Source organism: Vibrio sp. ABG19 (assembly GCF_029962385.1).
Taxonomy (GTDB): Bacteria; Pseudomonadota; Gammaproteobacteria; order Enterobacterales; family Vibrionaceae; genus Vibrio; species Vibrio ostreae.
This window is the reverse complement of sequence record NZ_CP071707.1, coordinates 836,219-860,780: the sequence shown is the minus strand read 5'-3', so window position 1 is coordinate 860,780 and position 24,562 is coordinate 836,219. Positions and strand designations below refer to the sequence as shown.

The following is a 24,562-nucleotide window of genomic DNA, read 5'->3' as shown; positions in this document are numbered from 1 at the left end:
GCCTAATGATGTTGACTCATTTATATGGACATAAAAGGGTGGATGATGAATAGCAGTGTATCGAGCTCATTAACTTTTGGTATATTAAACCAACTATCCCAGCTTGGCATTGATAATGATGTTATTATTGAAAAGTGTGATATTAATCGTTATGAACTCAACAAAAAGCATGGCCGGATCAGCAGCCAGGCTCATTACGCACTGTTAGATGAATGTCGTCCTTATCAGAAAACCTTCTTTGCGCAGTCCGGCCTCGAGAACGCCTACTCCCTGTTTCCTGAACTGTTCAGTTTATGCTGCAATGAAGCGTCATTAGCCGATGCCATAAGGTCTTACGTAAGATACCGTGCTTTGATCGGCAATTGCGATCTGTGTGAGGTTGAGGTCACACCCAACGGCCTGAAAGTAGGTTATACCGATCAAGGGCCAAATCAAATGGTCTCCAGTGCTGTGGCTAATTTTGCTTTTCTGCATGACATCAGCAGCCAGTACCTGGTCGATTTTCAGGCAGAAATAGGTTTTATTCATAATAACAACATCCCGGAAAAAATGATTAATCGCCGTTTTGCTACAAAATGCTTATTCGGCACCAGTCACAACTATTTTATTATCCGCTCCCCTCTGGTTAATCAAGCCAATGCATTATTTAATCAGCGTTTATATCAGTTACAGCGGCGCACTTTGGATAATATTCATCAAACGATTCAATCATCTTCATTCTCGGCCAGCATTGAAAATATTATCGCTACTTTGATGACCCAACATAACCTGACATGTGGTCACAGCACGTTAAACAAAGTCTGTGAATACCTGCGTATCAGTCGTTGGACATTAAATAATAAACTGAGTAATGAGAATCAATGTTTCACCGATCTTTATAACAAGGTTCGTCTCAATAAAGCGGTTGTTTTGCTGACTGAAACCAACAAAAGTATGAGTGAGATCAGCGAATTGACTCGTTTTTCCTCTCAGTCGGTGTTTTCTCGTTTTTTCCGGACTCAAACTAACATGTCGCCGATTCAGTTCAGAAAACACACTCAACTGCCCTAGAGCGAGGCTGCACTCTGATTTTTAGGGGGGACAGCACCTTTTCACCACGATTCATAAGCTGAAAAAACAACAGAAAGCTTTCTCATTTCGCTCTCTTTTGTTATGTTATTACATAACAAAGGGATAATGAGACGGCCCAACTATGCTGAGAAGCTTGAATAAAAGAAAATGTATACTGGATATCAAAGACTTATCAATTACGATTGATGGGTCCGAGCTGGTCAGTGACATCAATCTACAACTTTTTGAAGGCGAACGTGTTTGCCTGCTTGGCGCATCAGGTTCGGGGAAGTCACTGACGGCTAAGGCTATCAGCGGAACTCTAGCCCCGTACTGCAAGGTTGAGGGGAATATCCATTTTAATGGTGAATCAGTGACGACCCTGCCTGTTCTTGGCCGTCCGTCCACTGCACGTGTGGCAACCGTATTCCAGGATACGTTCAGCGCACTGAACCCGCTGATGAGCGTCGGTAAACAACTGGCGCTCAGTACCAATATTCATTCACAGCAAGCTTTACTGCCCTTACTCAAGCAGATGCAGCTCATCCCTGCCGATGACAGTGAGCAATCAACTGTTGAGGGGAAAGCCCTGCTCAATCGCTTACCCTCAGAGCTTTCCGGTGGCCAGCGTCAGCGTTTGTGCATTGCCTTCGCTCTGTTGAGTGGTTCCAACCTGCTGGTTGCTGATGAACCGACTACCGCGCTGGATGTCATCAATCAAAAACAAGTCATCGAGCTGCTGCAACAGTGTTGTGGTCAAGATGCCTGCCAGCATCCGGAGCAACTGCACAGCCGCCGTTTATCGCTGTTGTTCATTACCCACGATATCAACGTAGCGGCCCAGTTATGTGAACGGGGGATCGTGATGCACAACGGACGTATTGTCGAAACCGGAACCATGCATCAGTTGTTAACCCAACCTGAGCACGAATACACCCGAAGCCTTGTACGTGCGGCCAATCAAGTCATTGACTGGAATGATCAATCTGCATCAGAGGTCAAAAGCGCATGAGCGTCTCCGTTATTGCCTCCGCCCCTTTTCTGCGTCTGAACGAGCTGAGCTATACCGTCCGCCAGCCGGGAGTGGTGCGTCACATCATTCGCGACCTCAATTTAACACTTGGCCAATACGAACGCATTGCACTGGTCGGTGAATCCGGCAGCGGTAAATCAACCCTGCTGAAACTCATTCTGGGACTGGCTTTACCGCAATGTGGTGATGTCCAGTGCGAAAGTGAATCATTGCGCCACAGGTCCTGGAAAGCAATGAAAGCCTACCGTCGACTGGTGCAATACATTCCGCAGGATCCACACACTTCCCTGCCACCGCAGCAAAGCGTTGCCCGCTTGCTGGCTGAACCGGTCAAGAGACTGGGTCTGGGCAACGCCGATCAGGCAATGCTGGAGCAGGCAGTGCGCCAAGTAGAGTTACCCCCGGAAATCCTGCAGCGCAAAGCGGCTGAATTATCCGGTGGTCAGGCCCAGCGCATCGCGTTAGCCAGAGCCCTGATCGTTAAACCTAAATTCCTGCTGGCTGATGAACCAACCAGTGGCCTGGACTTGCCTTTACGTAAACAGATGAAAGCCCTGCTGCGCAGCGTGTGCGAGCAAAATGGCATGGGTTTGCTGGTTGTGACTCACGATATTTCGATGGCATCCGGTCTGTGTGAACGCATGATAGTGATGCACCAGGGGCAAATTGTCGAAGACCGGATGACAGCAGACCTGCTGGCGAGTCCGGAGACACAGCACACGCAAAGGCTGCTTGATGCCGTGCCGCAAATTAATTTAACTCATCTGGCTTCGCAGGTGCACGCATTCTGACTGTATTGAGTTCCGATACGATTTTATAAACACACTTTTTTGTAAAAACACGTTTTGCACACAACCGGCGTCAACACGATTGTCTGCCAATTAATAAGTAAGGATATTTTGCTTCATGAAACCGCTCAAATCCTGGCTCGGGCTGGCTATGTCCGTTTCTCTGCTCTCGGGCTGCTTTGATTCTGAACAACAGCAACCAATCAACAGCGAAAACTCGGCCCAATCCTCTCGCATTAAGTTAGCCATGCTGCTGCCGCCGCGTTCCGGCCTGACTCCACTCAGCGACGATGCATTTAAATTGTCTCGCTGGAGCACAGCGGAAACGCTGGTCATTCTTGATCAAGAGGGTAATCTTGCGCCTGCCCTCGCCACCCATTGGGAACAACTGAGTCCGACAACCTGGCGTTTCCAGCTGCGCTCTGACGTGACGTTTCATGATCACACACCACTAACGGCCAAAGCCGTGGTCAACGCGTTAAGCACCGCAACCAGTGCAATGCCGAAACCACGTATTCTGGATGGCGTAACACTGCAAATCCGTGCTGATGGCGAGCACGCTGTGATCATCACCAGCGAAATACCGGATCCTCTGCTGGCGCAACGTCTGACCAGCCCGCAACTTTCAATTCTCGCACTCAGTGCGTATGGCGAAAATGGCGTCATCAATCCGGTGCTGGCTGGAACCGGGCCATTTATACTGACCGGCGTCAACGGCACCAGTTCAGCAACATTAGACCGTAACCCTGATTACTGGGGCGAACCCGCACAGGCCGAAGGTATTGATGTCAGCTTTGTTCCCGATGGTCTTGCCCGATCTTCAGCGCTACGTACTCATTCCGCTGATATCGTCGAAGCCATTCCTGTTTCTCAGGCGCCGTTACTGGATCAGTCTTTGATTCACGAAGTGCCAATGCCCCGTACCAACACTTTATATCTCAATACTCGTCACGGGGTAATGCAGGATCCGGCGCTGCGTGCCGCTGCGCGCGATGCCATCAACCGGGCTCAAATCGTGGATAATGTTTATGAAAAGCGGGCCGATATTGCCCAAGGTTTGCTGGGGCCAGCGTTGCCCTGGGCCGCGAAACTGCGTCAGCCAGTCGCCAACCCGACGCCAGCAGCCCAGCCGGAAGGCGCGCATATCACCCTGGCTACGTTTACTGATCGCACCGAACTGCCTGAGGTCGCCGTGTACCTGGCTCAGCAACTTACAGATGCAGGCTTTACGGTAGATCAGGTGGTGCGCGAATACTCGCAGATCGAGTCTGATGCACTGGCTGGTAAATTTGATGCCTTTATTCTCTCCCGTGCCACCGTACTCGACTCCGGCGACCCGGTTGCTTATATGTACAGTGATTTCAGCTGCGCCGGCTCATTTAATATCGCTCAGCTTTGCCAGACGGACATCGATAATGCACTGCAGCACGCGGCTTCATTACCGGCCGGACCAGAACGTCAGCAGGCTATCATGGAGGCTGAGCGTCTGATCCTCGCCAGTGATGCCGCCATCCCTATGCTGCACGAGCGCGTTATCCAGGGTGAATCAGAGCGAGTAAGAGCGGCAGTGCGTGACCCGCGTGAACGCACGCTGGTCAGCAATCAGACCTACCTGGTGTCTGACCAACAGACCATGCAATAAGGTAGCGCTCATTTATGACTGAAAGTGTTGTTCAGCGCCGCCCGGATAACGGGCTTCGCTTTCGACGGCCAGGCTTGAGCAATCTGATTGAGTGGTGCTCTCGCCTGTCCCCTGCCGGTTCAAGGATGGTCACTATCGGTTCACGCATCGCCACTCTGTGTGGTGTGGTGGTACTGGTCGCCCTGTTGCCCTGGTTATCCGGTCAGGATCCGGCGCTGGCTTTGCTGCGCGCGCGCTCTGCAGAGCAGAATCCGAGTGAGGAAGCTTTGCAGGCTATCCGTCAATCACTCGGGCTGGATCAAGGGCCGCTTGCCTTAATGTGGCACTGGCTGCAAGGCATATTCCGTGGCGATCCCGGCGTGTCCTGGGTATCGGGGCGTCCGATTCTGGATGGAATGCTCAGTGCGGCCAGCGTCTCGCTGACACTGATGGCGCTGGCACTGCTCGCGGCGTTTGTCATCGCTATCTGTCTCACGCTCCCGACTATTTACCACGGGCTGCGTGGCAACGCCTATCGCAGCAGCGGCACTCTGGCTGTCGCCATGACCGCGTTACCGGAGTTTTTACTCGCATCAATCTTATTACTGATTGGCGCAGTATGGCTGCGTTGGTTGCCGCCCTTCGGCTGGCAAGGCTTTAGCTATACGATTCTTCCGGCTTTATCACTGGCCATTCCGGCTGGCGGATACCTTGGACGCTTGTTGTCAGATGCGATCACTCAGGTATTTACCGAGCCTTGGGTAGCAACCTGGAGTGTGGCGGGCATCAGCCGCTTTCATATCACCCTGGCAGTGATGAAACGCGCTCTGACAACAGTACTACCGATGATCGGCCTGGTGATGGTTTCACTGACCGGCGGTGCCATCGCGGTTGAAAAAGTTTTTGCCATTCCGGGCTTGGGCCGGGCGACGCTGGGTGCTGCGATTGCCAAAGATGTCCCGACTTTACAACTCGGTATCTTATTGATTCTGCTGTTTGCTTTTGTTGTAGGCATCAGTGTCAACCTGCTTAAAGCATTACTGCTTGGCCGAGCCCTGCATCAGGGAGCGATGCCAATGCCTAAAGAGTCGGATGTCACCGTCAGTCAGAGTACGCGCTGGTTACCTCTGCTCTGCCTGGCATTCCTGGCTGCGGTAATGTTGTTCGGTTTGGGACGGGACCCTTACAATATCGCTTTTATGCGACTTGAACCTCCGTCTTTGGCTCTGCCGTTTGGAGCCGATGCCATGGGGCGTGATCTGCTTGCTCGAGTCGCCCATGGCAGCCTTTATACCTGCCTGCTTGCCGTGACAGTGTCACTATTTTGTCTGGTAATCGGCTTTATCATTGGCCAGTGGCCGCGTTTAATGGCCGGGCCGATTGAGGTGGCGAATGCCCTTCCGCCGGTCATCAGCGGCCTTTTGATCGCCGCCGTTTACGGCCCAGGACTATTTGGCGCCACCTTGGCGGTGGTGCTGGTGAGTTGGGCGCCACTAGCGGCACACGCAGCTGCGCTGACCACCGAAGTAAAAGCCAGACCGTATATTCAGATGCTGCCGCTGATTGGAGTGGGCGTGGTAAGACGCAATCTGTGTTACGTGCTTCCTGCCGTGGTTAAACCACTGCTGCGACACGCCATGTTGCGTGTTCCCGGCCTGGCACTGGCGCTGGCTTCGCTCGGTTTCCTGGGGCTCGGTGCTATGCCGCCCAGCCCTGAATGGGGCCGAATTCTGGCGGAGGGTATGCCGTACATTGAACGCAGTTACTGGGTGGTGCTTGCGCCGTCGCTGGCACTCATCGTGTTGTCGGTGTTTGCTGTCAGCGCAACCAACGTCTTTAGTCACAAGCGGCGTTAATCGGCGGCGCTGTACCACCAATCTCTCAATCCGGCTTGTCAGCAGCCAAGCCGGACTTTTTTCACTGCAACGCGAACAACGATCCTTGAACAATTTAATGGTATTCGGAGACCAGCATCGCACTGGTTTCCTCTTCCAAAGCTTCGAATATATGCGGCTGATCAGCAGCATACACCATATAGTCGCCTTGCTTTAACTCATACTCTTCGCCGATTGGCCCAAGTCTGGCTTTACCTCGGGTGATCAACACATGCTCAACGACACCAATATTGTGCGCCGCTGAAACATGTGGTTGGCCCGGTCTCGCTTCCACCTGATAAATATCACGGCTGACGTTTGGCGGGCAGGCAGCCAACAATGTCGCCTGATAATTTTCACTTTGCGACACCACTGTCATCCCTTCCCCATAACGAACCACTTTCGTTACCTGCTTAGGCTCTTCCAGTAAGCGTGAAAACGGAATATCCAACACCACACAAATGGCCCACAGCGTTTCAATACTAGGATTGCCTGATCCGTTTTCCAATAGAGATAAGGTTGATTTGGCTATGTTTGCACGCCGGGCAACTTCGGCAATGCTCAAGCCAGTCTTCTGTCTTTCAGACTTTAACTTGGCAGCAATCTCGGCAATTGGCGGATGATTCGCACTCATAACTCATAATTATCCTGTTGTGTGTAAACTCTCACTTTGGAACCGTTCATTAAATTGGTCAAACGTTTTATTTGACAATCTATTCAACGCTGTCCAATATCACTTTATCGTTCTTTTTATCGAACATTTAATACGATAAATAATCCATTGCAGTATAGCGCTACTGTTATCGTCTGCCAGCAAGGAAATACATTCATCTATGGAATACATTTTATCTGTGGTGCTGTTCGCCATCTCGTCATCCGTCACTCCTGGGCCTAACAATATAATGGTAATGACATCCGGACTTAATTTCGGCGTACGCAAAAGCATTCCACTACTGAGTGGGATCTGTATCGGCTTCGCCCTGATGTTGCTGCTAGTTGGTCTGGGGTTTGCGCAGTTGTTCAACCTATTTCCCGGATTGAATTTGCTGATTAAAGTCGCCGGAACTTTGTATTTACTTTATCTGGCCTGGCTTATCGCCCGCAGCGGGACCGTTGGGCAGAGCGGTCGACATGCACAGCCGTTCGGTTTTATCAAGGGAGTACTGTTTCAGTGGATCAATGCGAAAGCGTGGGTGGTGGCAATTGGCGCAATATCTGCGTTTACCACAGTCGGAGACCAGTTCACGCAGCAAAATCTCACTATTGCCACCACGTTCCTGATTGTTTCTTTTCCCTGTGTCGGGGTATGGCTGATGTTCGGGTCAATACTGCGTCGTTATCTCGACAATGTGACCTACATGCGCTGGTTTAACCTTTTTATGGCCGCCCTGCTGATCATCTCCGTCTTACCGGTCATCAGCGAAATCATCGTAAGCTACGCAGGATAAAGCTCCCCTGCTGTTAATGTTGTTTGTTCTCTGCGGCCTGTTGCTGAAAATAAGCCAACAATTCTTCACATACGTAGCGCAGCAGTAAATCGCTGCCCTGTGGCGTGGTCAGATCAAAATGCAGCCGCGTCGTGTGTTCCTGGCCCGCAATATCCACCAGCAGATTGACTTGCTGCGCTGAATCAGAACTGAGCGGGAAGCAGAACAAGCTCAGCAGCCGTTCTCCCTGCTCGGCGGCCTGTTCAAAACTCAGGTCATGCTGATATTCAAATTCCACCCGATTCTGGTGGGTGGTGCAGGTACAGACCCCGGCAGTCAGATACGGCGTTATCATGCCAGTGAACTCTGCCAGACTTTCAGCCACCGTAGTCAGTCGATGATTGAGATGATGCAACATGGATACCTCCTCTGTTTTGGGAAAGTCTTATTACTTAGAAAATCATATGGCTTGGCAATCAATTGGTCTAAAAGTCATGTTTCTTGAAAAGCCATATTTACTGAAAAACCCTATTTTTTGAAAAACGATATGTGTTGAAAAACGCTATTTGTTGAAACGCCTCTCTATATTAAAGCGTATAAATCCCGCCAGCGGATTTAAAGCCGGCAAAGAGTGACCGTTATTGTCTCACTCAGTAGCTGTCAGCTTCCGATCTCAGTCTCACGCGTACCTGTCTATCCCGTAAGAGCCGAGTGCCGTCATGCCTGCCCTACAATAAGTATACAATGCAGAATATTTGCACATTATTAGTGCAGATATACAAAGGTAAAAAATGTAAGTTACTGTTATTTATAACTTTAACCATCTGGCATCCATATTGCTCTTGTATACAAGACACCCACCAAGGACAGGTACGAGGATTCCGATGAAAAACAGTTTAAAATTTATGTTCAGCACCCTTGCTCTTTCATTCTCTGCTATGAGTATGAATGCTTACTCCGCAACGTTAATTAAAGTACACAGCGATATGACGGAAGACAGCGCGCAGCAGGAAGGTATTGAACGCTTTAAGCAATTGGTCGAAGCCCGCTCTGACGGTCAGTATGAAGTCAAAATCTACGCCAATAACGCGCTCGGTAACGATGTGGAAGTCGCTCAGCAAATGCAGTTTGGTGCCGTTCAGGCGGCTCCGATTCCAACGGCAAAATTGAGTGGCTTTGATAAAGATCTGCAGCTGATAGACATGCCATTCCTGTTCCCGAGCCGCAAAGTTGCCTACCAGTTTCTTGATGGTGAAATCGGTGATGAAGTGCTGTCTGGCCTGCGCTCGTCAGGTTTTGAACCGGCGATGTTCTGGGAAAGTGGTTTTAAACAGATGACCTGTAATGACCCAATTACCAAGCCTGCGGATATGCAGGATCGCAAAGTTCGTGTAATGGAAAGTCCACTGCTGATTTCCCAGTACAAGGCCCTGGGTTCAAACCCGGTGCCGATCGCATTCAGTGAAACTTACACCGCCCTACAACAGGGTGTGGTGGAGTGTCAGGAGAACCCGCTGGTTTCGATTTCACAAATGAAATTCTATGAAGTGCAAAAGGATCTGATGTTAACTAATCACGGTTACCTCGGTACCGCATTCGTATTCAGCAAGATCTGGTTCGACAGCCAGTCGGCCAAAAATCAACAACTGCTTATTGCGGCCGCACGCGAAGCCGGTCACTACCAGCGTGAACGTTCAATTGCACGCGAGGAAGTCTACCTGAACGGCATTAAACAGGCAGGCAACACCGAAGTTATCTCACTGACTCCTGAACAGCTGGGCGAATTCCGCAATGCGATGTCTCCTGTTTATCAGGAGTTTGGCGCTAAGCTGAGTCAAGGTTTGCTCGATCGTGCTCAGGCAAAACTAAGCCAACTGTCTGAAATGTAACGAACTGGCAACTACAGCCTCCGTCAACCATTTCACCTCCGATTATCACTATTCAACGAGGATCCCGGGGCTGCCCCCGGGAGAATGCTTATGTGGAATAAACTCAGCCGCCTGCTGGCCCTTTTTGAGAACACCATCGTCGGTGTTTTGATCATCTACGCATCGGGAATGCTGTTTAGCCAGATTATCGCCCGCTCCGTTTTCAATACCTCATTTAGTTGGGCTGAAGAGAGCGTACGTTACGCCATTATCTGGATGGTGTTTATGGCCAGTAGCATCGCCTTTCGCAATAACGCACACATCAGTATTGATGTCATCAAGCAAGTGCTCCCCAAAGCGCTGCAAAAGCCATTTCAGATCCTGATCTGCGTGCTCTGCCTGATCACTACCTTTTTGCTCGCCTGGTTTGGTTGGCAACTGGCGTCGCGCATGATGATGTTCGGCCAGTTATCGTCGGCGATGGAGCTGCCGATGTACTGGTTCTATCTGGCTATTCCGGTCAGTTCTGTCTGTATGTTTATCCGCATCAGTGAATCTTTGCTGGCGCTGTTTAAACAGCCGAAACAACAAAGCGAAAACGTCTACGTGGGAGCGTGATCATGGGCTACAGTTTCTTTGCATTAACTTCAGGGCTGCTGGTTTTAGGCCTGCCTATCTTCGTGGCCCTGCTCCTGGCCGTCTTTATCGGGCTGCACCTGGGCGGCAGTACTCCGCTGATGCTCATCATCCAACGGATGTTTTCCGGCCTGGACAGTTTTCCGCTCATGGCGATCCCGCTCTTTATTCTGGCCGGCAACCTGATGAGCACCAGCGGCCTGTCGGCGCGTATTCTCAAAGTCGCGCTGTTGCTGGTTGGCCCGTTTCGCGGTGGCCTGGCGATGACAACCGTCACCGGCTCGATGTTCTTTGGCGCCATTTCCGGCTCCAGCCCGGCGACCGTGGTTTCAGTCGGACGCCTTATCCTGCCGTCAATGTTAAAAGAAGGCTATGACCGCCAGTTCAGTGTCGGTTTGCTGATGGCGACCGGTGCATTGGGCATCATTATACCGCCGAGCATTTTTATGATTGTGTACGGCGCCATGGCCGGGGTTTCGATTGGTGCACTCTTTATGGCCGGTATCGGTGCCGGCGCCGTGTACGGCTCGGTTTTTCTTGCCTACTGTTACTATCGCGCCCGCCGCGCCGGTATGCAATCACAGCCGTTTCCGAACATGTCTGAGCTGCTGGCGGCAATCAGAGAAGCAATCTGGGGGCTGGCGATCCCGGTCATTATTCTGGGCGGTATTTACAGCGGCTTGTTTACCCCAACTGAGGCCGCTGCGGTCGCGGTTATCTACTCCGCCGCGGTCGGTCTGTTCGTTTATCGGGATCTGACACTGAAAGACATCTGGAAAGTGTGTGTCGACAGCTCAGTCGTCACCACCCAAGTGATGATCATCGTCTCTGCCGCTGCGGCATTCTCCTGGTATCTGACCACTTCCAGCCTGACCGATTCTCTGTCGGCGGCTCTGGGCCAACTCAGCGATAATCCACTGATGTTACTGCTTATCATCAACTGCATCGTGTTGATTGCCGGGATGTTCCTGGACCCGAACTCGATTGTGATCATTCTGGTACCTCTGGTTGTCTCGGTGGCTCAGGCGGCAGGAATCGACTTGATTCACCTTGGTGTGATTCTGTGTGTGAACTGTGCGATTGGTATGTTCACACCACCGTTTGGTATGAATCTGTTCGTCGCCAGCAGTCTGGATAACGTCAGCTATGGCGAAGCCGTGCGCGGGTCACTGCCCTTGGTGTGGCTGGCTCTGATTGTGCTGGTGCTGATTAACGTCTTCCCCGCGATCAGTCTGTGGCTGCCAAGTGTGGTTATGCCGGGTATTGCTGGTTAACCCTCTGACTATCAAGGAGATCAGCCAATGTCTGAACACCCTAATTCACTGTCGGCATCACTGGTCTCTGACCCGTCGGTGCCTCTGGCGGACAGTATCCGGATTGCGCTCTCCGACGATATTCTGGCGGGAGTGATTGCCGCAGGTACTCGCCTTGATGAGGCTCAGCTTGCGCAGCGTTTCCAGGTCTCGCGGACTCCGGTCCGTGAGGCGCTGAAACAGCTTACCGCCAGTGGCCTGGTTGAACATCGTCATCGGCGCGGAGTGTTTGTCAGTGCCGTACCTGTATCCCGCCTGGCAGAAATGTTTGAATACGTGGCCGAAATGGAAGCACTGTGTGTACGACTTGCTGCGGTCAAGATGACTCAGCAAGAACGCGAAGAGCTGCTCGCCATCCACCTTGACAGCCATAAACATGTCACCTCGGGTAATATTGATGCGTATGACAAAGCCAATATCAAACTGCATGAGGCCCTGTTCCATGGCTGTCATAACCGTTATGTGGAAGAAGCCGTGCTCAGCGCCAGAGCTAAGGTTGCCCCTTATCGCAGGGCGCAGTTCAAACTGGCCGATCGCGCGCGCTCGTCTTTTGTTGAGCACGGTGAAATCGTCAAATCGGTCATCAAAGGTATGACCCATGAAGCCTCGGACATGATGCTAGCCCATATCCACCAGTCTTTCCTCGCGACTTCGCGTTATGTCAGTCAGTAAGGACGCTGACCAAAAATTGTCATGCGCCCATTTTACTATGACACTCATAGACTATGCTTACACAAAACAACATAAGGAGTGCATATGGGTATCATCGCGTGGATCATTCTGGGTTTAATTGCAGGTGCTTTGGCAAAATGGCTGATGCCGGGACGAGATGGCGGCGGTTGGATAGCCACAATGTTGTTAGGTATCGGTGGTGCCTTTGTCGGCGGACTTATCGGCGGCGTGCTGGGTTTTGGTGGCGCCAATGGTTTTAATCTGGGCAGTATATTGACGGCGACCCTCGGTGCGATTGTCTTGTTGCTGGTTTACAACCGGTTCTTCAAAGGACGGTAGCCTCTAACAGGCGACAGCTTAACGATACGCCGAGATTATGGGTGAATCGAAGCATCATACTGATTAAAAAGGCTGCCTCATGCAGCCTTTACATCACTTAGTTGTTGTTAAAACACTTAGTTTTTATTAAAACACTTAGTTGTTATTAAAAACAGGCCTCAAAGGCCTGTTCTGTCTATTTAAACCATCAGGTTATGAGCGGCTTGCTAAGGCAAACTCTGGATCCGGTTCGTGCGTCATACGGTTACGTAAATCTCTGCGAATAATTTCAATTGACCAGAACCAAATCAGGTGACCAACAATTTCCGATACATGTTCATACCAAGGTAAACTAAACAGTGACGGAGTCAGCCCCATAAGAGGGAAAGAAATCATATGTACAAATAGCTGTGCTAAAGCACCGGCAAATAAACCTTGCCATAATTTGAATTTAGGAAAACGTTCAGTAAAAACACAGTAAGCAATAGCAAATACCAGCGAGAAAATAATATGCGTCACGCCGACCCAGTTAAAAACATGTCCGGCAAAGGTGTACACTGCCTCATTAGGATCAATCACGCCCAGCCAGTCACGCAGAAAGACATACGGAGGGTTGAGGAAGTTGCGTGAACAGTCAATATTTTCAGCTGCACGAATCAAAGACTCCGGTGCACACGCCGCTTGGAAGATATCACTAGGGCTACGCGGTGGCAGTGGCACTTCTGCGCCCCATTTAACAAAAGCAGAAACAAGACCTGCAATAACACCAATAAATGCAGCTAAGCCATAACGTCTGCGTGAAGGATGAGTTTGTTCAAAGAGATTCATTTTATTTGGTTCCTATTAAACGACAAGATGAGAAACTGTGTAAACGGTAACACGGCGCTAGCACGTAAAATATGAACGTAGATCAAAACAGATGCGTATTATTAAAAAACCTCAATTAATTTGATTATTGTTTCACCATGACAGAACGCTACAATAGGCTTAATCAATAGATAGAGAATGAACAATACATAAAATTAGACAATAAGTACCAAAATAAAAAATAGCTATTATTTTGAAATCGCGACTATTTTGTCAAAACCAAATTTTAAAACATTTAAACGTCAAGAAGTGACCTGACACCAGACTTAATTAACCTTATGCTAATAAAAACCAACCTCATATTAAAAACAGTTGTACCAATAAATTAATTAAACGGGTTAACGAAGTTAGCATATTGTTGCCAGATATCGCAAACAGGATTGAACATGGTTTCTGTCAGACGTAAAAAAACCAGGCGTTGAGTAGAGTCTTAGCTACGCAATGGGTAGTGTTTAGAAATCTGTGTCATTTCAGTATGATATACAAAACAGGAATGACACATGAACAAAGACTTCGATCTAGAACAAGCTATTAAAGCCCTTCAGTCAGGCCAAGACCTGACAGGTAAAGATGGCTTCTTAACTCCGCTCATTAAACAAATCACAGAAGCTGCTTTGAAAGCAGAACTCGAACAGCACCTTGAAGGTGATGAGCAACCTAACCGTAAGAACGGCTCAAGCAAGAAAACGATTAAGTCTTCTGTCGGCACGTTTGAACTGGATACCCCACGCGACCGCTCTGGAACATTTGAACCCCAGTTAGTTAAGAAGAACCAGACTAAATTGACCGATGAGATCGACCGTAAGATCCTATCCATGTTCTCGCTCGGTATGAGCTACCGTGATATCCGTGGTCACGTCGAAGATATGTATGGCATTGAGGTCTCTGAGGCCACCATCACAGGTGTTACCGACCGTTTGATACCTGAACTGAAGGAGTGGCAGCAACGTCCGCTCGATGCGCTCTATCCGTTTGTCTGGCTCGATGCAATCCACTACAAAATTAAAGAAGACGGACGCTATGTCAGTAAAGCGATATACACAATCCTAGGGTTAAACATTGAAGGTAAAAAGGAACTTCTTGGGCTGTACCTATCAGAGTCAGAAGGGGCAAACTATTGGCTATCAGTGCTGACAGATTTGTATAACCGTGGCGTTGAAGATATCTTGATCGCCTGCGTAGATGGGCTAACAGGCTTCCCAGAAGCGATAGCAACCATCTATCCTGATACAGAAGTTCAGCAATGCATCATTCACCAAATCCGTAACTCTATGAAATATGTTGCCTCTAAGCATCAGAAGGCGTTTATGGCCGACTTGAAGCCAGTCTATCGGGCTGTGAGTAAAGAAGCGGCCGAGATGGAGTTGGATCGTTTGGAAGCCAAATGGGGACAGCAATACCCAATAGTGATTCGTTCCTGGCGGAACAAATGGGCAAATTTATCGGTTTACTTCAAATATCCAGAATACGTCCGAAAGGCTATTTACACGACAAATGCTATTGAAGCCGTACATCGCCAATTCCGCAAACTGACCAAAACTAAGGGAGGGTTCCCAAATGAAAATAGCTTGCTCAAGCTACTGTATGCTGGGATATTGAATGCTTCTAACAAATGGACAATGCCAATACAGAATTGGAATATGACATTGTCTCAACTGGCGATTCATTTTGAAGGTCGCTTGGATGACGTCTTAGATATTTAGCCAAAATTAGCTGACACAGAATTCTGAACGCCCTCACGCAATGCCTGGTTCACTGTGAACTGACGACAACCTTTATTGTTGTAGTTTCGCTTTTGCTTCTTCAACTTTAGCGAAGTCCAGTCCAAGTTCTTCTACCGCTTCTTTAATCAAAGCCGGGTTTTGCATCACCTGGCCCATCAGCAGTTGCAGTTTTTCCTGCGGTAGACCAAGTTGGCTGATGGTGGCCATCGCCATCAGAGGATTTTGGGTCAGAGCCTGAAACACTTCGCGAATTTGCTGATCACTGATGTTGTTCTCTTTCAACAGCGCAATAATTGGGTTCATGAGATTACCTTTAGCGACTCAATAAAACAGATCCGCAGTTTACCATCAGCGCGCTGAGGCGTGTACCGGCAATGATGCATAAAACCAGTATAAAGCGCAGATAACAAACAACCACCCATAGGGTGGCTGTTTGGCGGGCTGGTATTGTGGTTACCAACCGATGATTTTCGCCGGGTTTCAGACGTTCATGATTCGGGAATGGAGCCAATCTTTCAGCTCTGCCCGGTTGAGCTTCATCGAATTCATGTTGTGATCATCAATCGGTGCACCTCGCAGTTCTAACTTTCTAATTTCTCTGTCTAGTGCATCGTAATTTGACGCATTTTCTGCAAACGTATCATCGCTCGCGCTTAACTGGGAAATGGTGTCCATATGTTCTGGATACTCATGCGCTAAAGAGTGATTTTCGCCTAGCATAGAAACCTCGTTAAGTTGGTTGGTCACACAAATAAGGTGCGCACTTTTTGAGCCGCACAATAGTAAATGTAGCAGCCTGTAACCATGACTCAAGTCAGCATTTTTCAGGTTTCGTCATTCTGAGATCCATTTCCCAGACCGGGAAAAATAAAAAACCGCCATGGATAACCACAGCGGTTGAGTTGTCAGCCCTAACTCCTTAAAAAGCGGGCTCAATTGTGCCTTTAAAGGCTTGCTGCATATATTCACGGATGGCTTCAGACTGATAAATCTGGACGAACTTTTTATAATCTTCGTTGTCTTTGTCCTGCTCACGCGCCGCAATTACCATCACCGCCAGAGGTGCCTGCTTGGATTCCAGATAAATCCCCTGCTTTTTCGGATCCAGCCCGGCTGACATGACATAGTTCATCGTAATTGCCGCAGCATCGACATCATCCAGAGTGCGTGGCAACTGAGCGGCATCCACTTCAACAAACTGAAAGTCCTTCGGATTCTCAACCACATCGTTCAGAGTCGCCTTAAATCCAGCCCCTTCACGTAAGGTAATCAGGTTGCTATCAGCAAACAGCAACAAACCACGTCCGCCATTGGTCGGATCATTTGGAATCGCAATGCGCGCGCCTTGTGGTAACTCATCCAGCGAGTGGTACTTATTAGAATATACTCCCATTCGCATCAGGATTGACTGACCAATTGAGACCAGGTGGGAATCGTGGCTGCTGTTGTAGTTATCGAGAAAAGGCTGATGCTGGTAACTGTTGAGATCAATGCTGCCATCTTCCAGCGCCGCATTGGGCGTAATGTAGTCAGAAAATTCGACCACTTTAACGTTTAAGCCCTGCTTCGCCGCTTCTTTGGCGACTGCTTCAGCGACCTGAGCATGAGGACCAACGGTTGCACCCACTTTTATTTCAGTATGTTCTTTCTGACCACAGGCCGCCAAACCTGCTACCAATGCCGCAGCCAGTGCCCATTGACCGACTCGCTTAAGTCCTTTCATTACTCTCTCCGTATGCTGTAGATTACAGACGTTTAGCCATCTAAACCTCTATACTACGCGGGCCATTTTTTTATGCAAGCGCAATCTTTCTTTCTCAACGCTTCAATCATTGCTCCCTCTTTTGCCCAATTTTGGTGCTGGTTCACATCTTATGACGCAACAAATTCTCGTTGCAGTGAGGAGAATATTTCTCTAGATTGAAAATTATGTTCAAGGATGAATATGAATCACAAGGAGCGCCATGAAAAAGTTATTAATCGTTAATGTGGGATTGCCACCTAAACCACAATTAGATGCGTTCGGTAAATTTGAGCAATGGGCTAAAAACGTCATTGAGGCACATCGCCATCCGATACCGGCCAATCAGGCGGCCATAATTGAGTTTCACGACGGTATTAATCAACCACTGCCACACTCCGACCATCTGGCAGGTGTGATCATCATGGGCTCATTGGCGATGGCGTCTGACAAAGAAGACTGGATGCTGCGCCTGTCACGAGAAATCGAGGATCTGGTTGAACGTAGTATTCCGCTGCTCGGGATCTGTTTTGGTCACCAACTGATTGCTCAGGCGTTAGGCGGCAAAGTCGGTTACCATCCAAACGGACTGGAAATCGGTACGATAGCCATCAACAAACAGCCGGATGCAGCGCAGGATCCTATCTTTAGCGATCTGCCAGCACAGTTCGACGCGCAGGCGGTCCATTATCAATCGGTACTGTCCTTACCTGAAAATGCCGTCCATCTGGCAAGCAGCGACTTTGAACCTCATCATGCCTATCGGGTCGGTGAATGTTGCTGGGGCGTACAATTCCACCCGGAGTTTACCCCACAAGTGATGAAGCTGTCGTTAGCCGGCTTGCAGCATGAATTACCTGATGATTACGAACGCAAGCAAGCGGCAGTGAAAGAGACCCATCATGCCAGACAGGTGCTGGTGAACTTTGCTGGCCTGGTCGAACAGCAAAATCAATCACTGGGCGCGGCCTAATACTGCAAAAGATAAGCTGCCACAAAAAGGCAAGCCGTGATAAAAAAAGCGTCAGTGGATTCACTGACGCTTTTTGATACCTCAACGGTATTGCACAATAAAAATCACATGCGCAGGCCACCGTCCACTTCCAGCACCCGGCCAGTAAAGTAGTCATTCTGCAGTATATATTTCACCGCCTGGGCAATTTCGACCGGCTCTCCCATCCGCCCTAAAGGCACCATTTCTTTAAGACGTTCCACCGCTTCTGGTTTCATCTGGTCTGCCATCGCAGTATGAACGATACCTGGAGCGATCGCGGCAGCCCGAATACCATAGCGAGCCAGCTCTTTCGCCCAGCAGGTCGCCATTGTTGCGACAGCAGCTTTAGAAGCTGAATAATTCGTCTGGCCCATGTTGCCGGCCCGCGAGACACTGGAGATATTGATGATCACCCCTTTACTGCCGGTTTCGATCATTTTCACTGCCGCTTCGCGTCCACACAGAAAGGTTCCGGTAACGTTCACGTTCATCACACTATCAAACTGCTCGAGTGACATTTTACTGACCACGCCATCTTTCACTTTGACCAGCAGACCATCCCGCAATATGCCGGCGTTATTAATCAAACCGTCTAGCTGGCCAAAATCAACCACAATGTCGTGAAATGCGTCGACTACCTGCGCTTCATTGGTGACATCCGCTACATAATAAATCGCTTTAGCACTGAGCATATGACACTGCCTCTGAGTGTCTATCAAAGCCGCTTCATTAGTATCGATTAAGGCGAGATCAGCCCCCGCCTGAGCAAGCGTGACCGCCATCATCTGCCCCAGCCCCTGGCCTGCACCCGTAATTGCTATCACACTCTCTTTGAGATTCATTTGCAGCCTCCTGTTGATCTCTGCCTGTCAGCCCCGGGAACGATAGAACTCAAACAGACTGGAAAAATCCCGTTCCTGGTTGCCATTCGCATTGTGATAGGCATAAAGATTACGTGCCAGCGAACCCATCGGAATCGATGACTGGCTTTTCAGAGCGGCATCAATACCCAGACCAAGATCCTTTTGCATCAACTGACTCATAAAGCCCGGTTTGTAATCATGGCTGGCTGGCACATTTTCCATTACACCGGGACACGGATTATATAATTCCAGGGCCCAGTTTCTGCCTGAACTTTGCAGCATAATGTTAGACAACACTTCAGGATCAAGTCCGTTGTCGATGCCTAAATTGAGAGCTTCACACGTTCCGGACATCAGAATACCCAACATCAGGTTATTGCATATTTTCGCCATCTGGCCGTCACCGGCTTTACCAGCATGGAAAATGTTTTTCCCCATGTGTTGCAGAACCTGCCGGGCTTGTTCAAATGCCGTATCTGTCCCGCCGACAATAAAGGTCAGCGTTCCGGCCTGAGCCCCTGCCACGCCACCCGATACCGGCGCATCCACAAAATCCAGCTGTTTATTGGTTGCCTGCTCGGCGACAATCCGTGCCGACTCAGGGTCTATGGTGGAAGAATCAATCAGAAACGTGCCGGGCTTAACCAGATTCAACAGACCCACCGCCCCGGAATGATCGCCCAGATACACCGCCCGGACATGCACGCCGGCAGGCAGCATCGTAATCACCGTATCAGCGCCCTGAACCACTTCCTCAACAGAATCAGCCACCTTAGCACCCAGCGGTTGCAGCCGTTTCACAGCTTCGCGATTGAGATCAAATACCTGCAGGGCGAGGCCTGATTTGATCAAATTTTCTGCCATGGGAGAACCCATGTTACCCAGTCCGATAAACGCTATCGTCTTCATGCCACGCCTCCTTGAGGTGGAATTGACTGATGCACCTGTTCTAAACTTGCCAGTGGATGAATTTCGTCCGGCCATAACGAGGTGAAGAGTTGGTCTATCACCGCATCGTCCACGCTGGCGACACTTTTGAATGTCCAGTGGGGTTCTCCATCTTTATCGATAAGACGTGCCCGGACGCCTTCCTGAAACTCGCCCAACAAACCACTGCGCACCGATAAACTCAGCTCAAGCCTAAAGCAATCGGCCAGACTCAGTTGCTGGCATTGGGTAATCTGGCGATAACAGATATGGGCCGAGATCGGACTACCAGCCGCGAGGTTACGCCGGGCGGTATCAATCCATTTGTCCTGCCCTTCGATTGCGAGTATCTGTTCGCACACCTGAGTCAGAGTATCGGCTTTAGTTGCCGATTGGATTTTAGCCAGATAAGGCAGTAGCTGGCTACTGACCCCGTCATCACGATCCTTTGCCACCAGTTCATCGAGTACCCGGCTGACCTGTGCCAGGTGATTTCCCTGCCAGTCCAGAGCCTGCAGCACGGACAGCAAAGGCGAACGGTCCTGGTAATGCAGTAAGTAATCGGCCATGCGAATATCAATAGCATCAAAGGCATTGACCGACGCGCCGGTCAGGCCCAGAAACAGGCCAATGCCCGGTGCTAAACGATTCAGGAACCAGGTGCCACCCACATCAGGATACAGGCCGATACTGATTTCCGGCATGGCCAGACGGCTGCGCGGGGTGACGACCTTGTGACTGCATCCCATGAACAGTCCCATTCCGCCACCCATAACAATCCCATCTCCCCACGCGATGATCGGTTTGGTATAGGTGTGGATCAAATAGTCACACTGGTACTCAAGTGAAAAGTATTCGGTGCAGAACGCCTGAATCTCTTCATCACTTTTATCACGCATGACATTGTGCATAGTGCGGACATCGCCACCAGCACAAAACGCTTTTTCTCCACCACCTTCAAGTAAAATACACACCAGATTATCATCGTGTTGCCACCGTAAAAGCTGGTCAAACAGCAAGGCCAGCATGTTATAACTCAGAGCATTGAGCGAAGCCGGATTGTCTAATGTCGCGACGCCAATTTTATGGACATTATCCCGGCACCTCAGCTCCTGAAAGCTGACACGGTCAGTCATATCTCCTCCTCACATTGATGTTTATCTTCTGACCTAACGGTTTTTCCAGTGCGGTTTGCGTTTTTGCAGAAACGCCTGCACGCCTTCGGTCTGATCTTCAGTATCGAACAGGTTGAGGAAGTATTCGCGTTCTTTGATCAAACCTTGCTGGTGAGTCGCATAACGAGTCTGCTGAATGAGTCGCTTGCAGGCAGCCACGGAAGACGGTGACTGATTTTCCACGTTCTGCGCCATCTCAAGCGCGCAAGTCAGCGCCTGTCCTTTTTCTACCACCTCTTCCACCAAACCTATCTGCCGCCCCTGCTCTGCTGCGATCTGCTCACCACATAAAATCATCCGCTTCGCCCAGCCTTCACCGACCAGAGCGGTAAGATTCTGCGTTCCGCCGGCACAGGGCAGTAAACCGACTTTGGCTTCAGGTAACGCTAAAACAGCTTGCCGCTCTGCAACCCGAATATCGCATGCCAGCGCGACCTCCAGACCACCGCCCATCGCATAGCCGTTAATGGCAGCGATCGACACCCCACGAAACGTACTCAGGGTTTCAAACGCTTCGCCAAACACGCGCGCCATGGTGTGAGCTGTGGCCTTATTGCCATCGGCAAACAGCTTGAGATCAGCTCCGGCCGAGAAAAACTTGTCGCCCTCCCCGGTCAGTACCAGGGCATAAATATCTTTGTCATTATTGAGTGACTCCACCAGCCCTTTCAGTTGCACCAGACTCTGTTCTGTCCAGGTATTGGCAGGCGGGTTGTTCATGGTAACCACCGCTACATGCTGACGTACTTCAACCTCAATGGGCGTTACCGAATTAATGTTTTCAGCCATAATCGCTCCGTAAATTGCTCTTTCCCGCTACCAAATCGCACACCCTTCACTGAGTAACCGCCGCGCGATGATAAGACGCATAATCTCATTGGTCCCTTCCAGGATCTGATGTACACGCACGTCACGAAAATGGCGTTCGAGCGGATATTCACGGATGTAACCATAGCCGCCATATAGTTGCAGCGCCGCATCACACACCTGAAAACCAATGTCGGTGGCAAATCGTTTCGCCATTGCGCAGTAAGTGGTCGCTTCCCTGTCCCCGAGATCCAGTTTACTGGCGGCATAGCGCACCAGTTGGCGCGCCGCTACTAACTCGGTTGCCATATCCGCCAGCTTAAACTGCAGCCCCTGAAACTGAGCCAGTGACTGACCAAACTGTTTGCGCTCCTGCATATACTGTGTGGCCTGATTGAGTGCCTGTTGTGCGGTGCCGACGGAGCAGGTCGCGATGTTAATCCGCCCGCCATCCAGCCCTTTCATGGCGAAGGTAAATCCTTCCCCTTCCTGTCCGAGTAAACCGCTTTCCGGCACCCGGACGTTTTCCAGGGTCACCGCGCGGGTCGGCTGGCTGTTCCAGCCCATTTTGGGTTCTTTGCGTCCGTAACTGATTCCCGGCGTGTCAGCCTGTAGCACAAACGCAGAAATGCCTTTTGCTCCTGCTTCTCCGGTACGCGCCATCACTACCAGTACATCGGTTTCACCAGCACCGGAGATAAAGGTTTTGCTGCCGTTGAGGATATAATGGTCACCTTGCTTGCGCGCTGTGGTGGTGAGTGACGCTGCATCTGAGCCGGCATTTGGCTCAGTCAGACAGTACGAGCCCAGCCATTTGCCATACACCAGTTGCGGACAGAAATAGGCTTTCGCTTCCTGAGTCCCGAAGCTGGCGACCATCCAGGTCACCATGTTATGAATAGTCATAAACGCGGTGGTCGAGGTGCAGCCCATCGCAAGTTGTTCAAACACAATCGACGAGTCAAGGCGGCTCAATCCAAGGCCACAATCTTCTTCAGGCGTATAAAGCGCGAGAAAACCCAACTCTCCGGCATCACGTAACACCTGTTTGGGGAAAAACTGTTCTGCATCCCACTGCGCAGCAAATGGTGCCAGACGTTCACTGGCAAACTGGCGCGCGGTATCGGCAAACGCCCGTTGATCTTCATTCAGTTCAAAATCCATACTGAGCTCCGTATCTGTCTGTCCGTTTTTGTAGCCTTGCTTTTTCTCTGTTGAGCTCTTGCTCTGTCTTTTGCCTGTTTATGCCTCTGCCTGACAGTCAAGGTTGCCTGCGCTGCAGAGGATTGAGTCACTTATCTGAGATGAATGGTCAGGTTAGGCCCGCTGGGAATATCATCCTCAAACCAGCGCGCGGTGACCGTTTTGGTTTCGGTAAAAAAGCGCACGGCCTGCTTGCCGTAGGCGTGCAAATCCCCGTAGAAGCTCCCGCGCCAGCCGGTAAAGGAGAAGAACGGCAGCGGCACCGGGATCGGCACATTAATCCCGACCTGCCCGACCTGAACTTGATGCTGGAATTTGCGCGCAGCACCACCGCTGGCGGTAAAAATCGACGTGCCGTTGCCATAAGGATTGCGATTAATGACAGCAATGGCTTCTTCCAGGCTGTCCGCCTGCATACACACCAGCACCGGACCAAAGATCTCCTCGCGATACAGGCTCATCTTGGTCGTCACACCACTAAACAGGGTCGGCCCGACCCAGTTACCCTGCGGCAGCCCATCAACCGTACATTGGCTGCCATCCAGTTCGCACACCGCCCCCTGCTGTTTCCCCTGTTCAATCAGGCTCAGCACTCTCTGCTTCGCCTGCGGGCTGATTAGCGGCCCGTAAGCGGCGTGCTCATCATCCCAGCGTCCGGGCCGCATGGCGGCCATCGCCTGTTTAAGATCCGGCAGCCAGTGGCGCGCTTCCCCGACCAGAATGGCAACCGATATCGCCATGCAGCGCTGACCCGCCGCCCCCACCGAGGCACCCACCAGGTTATTGATGACTTGTTCTTTATTGGCATCCGGCATCACGACCAGATGATTTTTAGCCCCGGCAAACGCCTGCACCCGTTTGAAATGGGCAGTGCCTTGCTGATAGATATACTGCGCCACCTTGACCGAACCGACAAAAGAAATGGTTCGGATATCCGGATGAGCGAGCAGAAAGTCGACCTGCGCTTTGCGGCCATGCACTATCTGCAGTACGCCTTGCGGCGCTCCGGCCTGCTCAAACAGTTGTGCCAGGCGCACGGAGGTCAGCGGCACCTGCTCTGAAGGTTTGAGGACAAAGGTATTACCCGCTGCAATCGCCAGCGGAAACATCCACAACGGGATCATCGCCGGGAAGTTGAATGGGGTAATACCACAACAGACGCCGAGCGGCTGAATAAGCGAATAAGTGTCGATATCAGACGCGACATTCTCAACCGTTTCCCCCATCATGTTGCTGGCGATATTGGCGGCCTGTTCCACCACTTCAATCCCGCGCCATACGTCGCCCTTGGCATCCGCTGTGGTTTTTCCGGTTTCCTGTGACAGCAGTTGCGCCAGTTCATCATGATGCTCTTTGAGTAAATGCTGATAGCGCAGCATCAGCCTGGCCCGCTCCGGTACCGGGACTTTTTTCCACGACTCAAACGCGGCCAGCGCACTACGCACTGCAGCGTTCACCTCTTCTTCCGTGGCACAAGGCAGGTGTGCTAAAACCTCATTTGTGGCCGGATTCGTGACGTCCACCCACTCCTGGCTCACCGACTGGCGAAACTCACCATCAATAAATAACGGGACAGAATGACTCATAATCGGATCCTTTCAAGTCAGCTCGCACCGGGATCAGCCCGGTCAAACTGACAGCAGAAACGGGACGCTGCATGC

The 24,562-nt window shown here is 50.5% G+C and carries 25 protein-coding genes; 13 read left to right on the top strand and 12 right to left on the bottom strand.

Translation table 11 applies throughout. From position 1 onward, the window contains the following. Positions 1 to 42 precede the first annotated feature (42 nt). The 5 genes from J0X00_RS03845 (at position 43) to J0X00_RS03825 (ending at position 6,348) form a co-directional block, all read left to right on the top strand. The gene (locus J0X00_RS03845) at positions 43 to 1,050 is read left to right on the top strand and encodes a helix-turn-helix transcriptional regulator (RefSeq protein ID WP_240798199.1); all 1,008 of its coding nucleotides are present in this window, start codon (positions 43 to 45) and stop codon (positions 1,048 to 1,050) included. A gap of 154 nt (positions 1,051 to 1,204) precedes the next feature. Beyond that, the gene (locus tag J0X00_RS03840) at positions 1,205 to 2,062 is read left to right on the top strand and encodes an ABC transporter ATP-binding protein (protein WP_282476366.1); all 858 of its coding nucleotides are present in this window, start codon (positions 1,205 to 1,207) and stop codon (positions 2,060 to 2,062) included. Further along, positions 2,059 to 2,874: a dipeptide/oligopeptide/nickel ABC transporter ATP-binding protein gene (locus J0X00_RS03835; protein WP_136486791.1), complete on the top strand. Its 816-nt coding sequence runs from the start codon at positions 2,059 to 2,061 to the stop codon at positions 2,872 to 2,874. The genes J0X00_RS03840 and J0X00_RS03835 overlap by 4 nt, the downstream gene beginning before the upstream one ends. 115 nt (positions 2,875 to 2,989) lie before the next feature. Next, a complete protein-coding gene (locus J0X00_RS03830; protein WP_282476365.1) occupies positions 2,990 to 4,513 on the top strand; it encodes an ABC transporter substrate-binding protein in 1,524 nt (507 codons plus the stop codon). 14 nt (positions 4,514 to 4,527) lie between these two features. Next, positions 4,528 to 6,348: an ABC transporter permease subunit gene (locus tag J0X00_RS03825; RefSeq protein ID WP_282476364.1), complete on the top strand. Its 1,821-nt coding sequence runs from the start codon at positions 4,528 to 4,530 to the stop codon at positions 6,346 to 6,348. Between the two features lie 94 nt (positions 6,349 to 6,442). Here J0X00_RS03825 and J0X00_RS03820 read toward each other — a convergent pair whose 3' ends face one another. After that, on the bottom strand, positions 6,443 to 7,000 hold the full coding sequence (locus J0X00_RS03820) for an XRE family transcriptional regulator (RefSeq protein WP_282476363.1): 558 nt from the start codon (positions 6,998 to 7,000) through the stop codon (positions 6,443 to 6,445). Positions 7,001 to 7,199: 199 nt separating this feature from the next. Here J0X00_RS03820 and J0X00_RS03815 point away from each other — a divergent pair, with 199 nt between their 5' ends. Beyond that, the gene (locus J0X00_RS03815; RefSeq protein WP_282476362.1) at positions 7,200 to 7,814 is read left to right on the top strand and encodes a LysE family translocator; all 615 of its coding nucleotides are present in this window, start codon (positions 7,200 to 7,202) and stop codon (positions 7,812 to 7,814) included. 13 nt (positions 7,815 to 7,827) lie between these two features. On the opposite strand, the gene J0X00_RS03810 is transcribed toward J0X00_RS03815, so the two are convergent. Further along, positions 7,828 to 8,211, bottom strand: a complete 384-nt coding sequence (locus tag J0X00_RS03810; RefSeq protein ID WP_136486801.1) for a hypothetical protein — start codon at positions 8,209 to 8,211, stop codon at positions 7,828 to 7,830. A 466-nt stretch (positions 8,212 to 8,677) separates the two neighbouring features. Between J0X00_RS03810 and J0X00_RS03805 the strand changes: the two genes are divergently transcribed. The 5 genes from J0X00_RS03805 to J0X00_RS03785 all read left to right on the top strand — a co-directional run bounded on the left by J0X00_RS03805 (position 8,678) and on the right by J0X00_RS03785 (position 12,621). Next, positions 8,678 to 9,682, top strand: coding sequence for a TRAP transporter substrate-binding protein (locus J0X00_RS03805; RefSeq protein WP_282476361.1), 1,005 nt, complete (start codon positions 8,678 to 8,680; stop codon positions 9,680 to 9,682). A gap of 90 nt (positions 9,683 to 9,772) precedes the next feature. Beyond that, entirely contained in the window at positions 9,773 to 10,279 is a 507-nt protein-coding gene (locus tag J0X00_RS03800; protein ID WP_168797039.1) for a TRAP transporter small permease, read from the top strand. A gap of 2 nt (positions 10,280 to 10,281) precedes the next feature. Beyond that, the gene (locus tag J0X00_RS03795) at positions 10,282 to 11,571 is read left to right on the top strand and encodes a TRAP transporter large permease subunit (RefSeq protein ID WP_218561845.1); all 1,290 of its coding nucleotides are present in this window, start codon (positions 10,282 to 10,284) and stop codon (positions 11,569 to 11,571) included. Between the two features lie 27 nt (positions 11,572 to 11,598). After that, positions 11,599 to 12,282 carry a GntR family transcriptional regulator gene (locus tag J0X00_RS03790; protein ID WP_282476360.1) on the top strand — a complete coding sequence of 228 codons (684 nt, stop codon included), beginning with the start codon at positions 11,599 to 11,601 and terminating at the stop codon, positions 12,280 to 12,282. A gap of 84 nt (positions 12,283 to 12,366) precedes the next feature. After that, a complete protein-coding gene (locus J0X00_RS03785; RefSeq protein ID WP_136486811.1) occupies positions 12,367 to 12,621 on the top strand; it encodes a GlsB/YeaQ/YmgE family stress response membrane protein in 255 nt (84 codons plus the stop codon). A gap of 192 nt (positions 12,622 to 12,813) precedes the next feature. On the opposite strand, the gene J0X00_RS03780 is transcribed toward J0X00_RS03785, so the two are convergent. Next, entirely contained in the window at positions 12,814 to 13,428 is a 615-nt protein-coding gene (locus J0X00_RS03780) for a DUF1440 domain-containing protein (protein ID WP_282476359.1), read from the bottom strand. Between the two features lie 539 nt (positions 13,429 to 13,967). On the opposite strand from J0X00_RS03780, the gene J0X00_RS03775 reads away from it, so the two are divergent. Continuing rightward, a complete protein-coding gene (locus J0X00_RS03775; protein ID WP_282476358.1) occupies positions 13,968 to 15,170 on the top strand; it encodes an IS256 family transposase in 1,203 nt (400 codons plus the stop codon). Positions 15,171 to 15,242: 72 nt separating this feature from the next. On the opposite strand, the gene J0X00_RS03770 is transcribed toward J0X00_RS03775, so the two are convergent. The 3 genes from J0X00_RS03770 to J0X00_RS03760 all read right to left on the bottom strand — a co-directional run bounded on the left by J0X00_RS03770 (position 15,243) and on the right by J0X00_RS03760 (position 16,914). Continuing rightward, positions 15,243 to 15,494, bottom strand: a complete 252-nt coding sequence (locus J0X00_RS03770) for a DUF2999 family protein (protein WP_136486813.1) — start codon at positions 15,492 to 15,494, stop codon at positions 15,243 to 15,245. Positions 15,495 to 15,671: 177 nt separating this feature from the next. Next, entirely contained in the window at positions 15,672 to 15,911 is a 240-nt protein-coding gene (locus tag J0X00_RS03765) for a YdcH family protein (protein WP_136486815.1), read from the bottom strand. Between the two features lie 199 nt (positions 15,912 to 16,110). Further along, a complete protein-coding gene (locus J0X00_RS03760) occupies positions 16,111 to 16,914 on the bottom strand; it encodes a MetQ/NlpA family ABC transporter substrate-binding protein (protein WP_282476357.1) in 804 nt (267 codons plus the stop codon). A gap of 241 nt (positions 16,915 to 17,155) precedes the next feature. On the opposite strand from J0X00_RS03760, the gene J0X00_RS03755 reads away from it, so the two are divergent. Next, positions 17,156 to 17,905: a glutamine amidotransferase gene (locus tag J0X00_RS03755; protein WP_282476356.1), complete on the top strand. Its 750-nt coding sequence runs from the start codon at positions 17,156 to 17,158 to the stop codon at positions 17,903 to 17,905. Between the two features lie 104 nt (positions 17,906 to 18,009). Here J0X00_RS03755 and J0X00_RS03750 read toward each other — a convergent pair whose 3' ends face one another. From J0X00_RS03750 to J0X00_RS03725, 6 genes are all read right to left on the bottom strand, one after another. Next, the gene (locus J0X00_RS03750; protein ID WP_136486821.1) at positions 18,010 to 18,768 is read right to left on the bottom strand and encodes an SDR family oxidoreductase; all 759 of its coding nucleotides are present in this window, start codon (positions 18,766 to 18,768) and stop codon (positions 18,010 to 18,012) included. Between the two features lie 27 nt (positions 18,769 to 18,795). Beyond that, on the bottom strand, positions 18,796 to 19,698 hold the full coding sequence (gene mmsB / locus J0X00_RS03745; RefSeq protein ID WP_136486823.1) for a 3-hydroxyisobutyrate dehydrogenase: 903 nt from the start codon (positions 19,696 to 19,698) through the stop codon (positions 18,796 to 18,798). Next, entirely contained in the window at positions 19,695 to 20,852 is a 1,158-nt protein-coding gene (locus tag J0X00_RS03740; RefSeq protein ID WP_282476355.1) for an enoyl-CoA hydratase/isomerase family protein, read from the bottom strand. The genes mmsB and J0X00_RS03740 overlap by 4 nt, the downstream gene beginning before the upstream one ends. Positions 20,853 to 20,885: 33 nt before the next feature. After that, the gene (locus J0X00_RS03735; RefSeq protein ID WP_218561839.1) at positions 20,886 to 21,680 is read right to left on the bottom strand and encodes an enoyl-CoA hydratase; all 795 of its coding nucleotides are present in this window, start codon (positions 21,678 to 21,680) and stop codon (positions 20,886 to 20,888) included. A 27-nt stretch (positions 21,681 to 21,707) separates the two neighbouring features. Further along, positions 21,708 to 22,862 (bottom strand): acyl-CoA dehydrogenase family protein, encoded by a 1,155-nt coding sequence (locus J0X00_RS03730; protein WP_282476354.1) that lies wholly within the window; start codon positions 22,860 to 22,862, stop codon positions 21,708 to 21,710. A gap of 131 nt (positions 22,863 to 22,993) precedes the next feature. Then, positions 22,994 to 24,487, bottom strand: a complete 1,494-nt coding sequence (locus J0X00_RS03725; protein ID WP_282476353.1) for a CoA-acylating methylmalonate-semialdehyde dehydrogenase — start codon at positions 24,485 to 24,487, stop codon at positions 22,994 to 22,996. Positions 24,488 to 24,562: the final 75 nt, after the last annotated feature.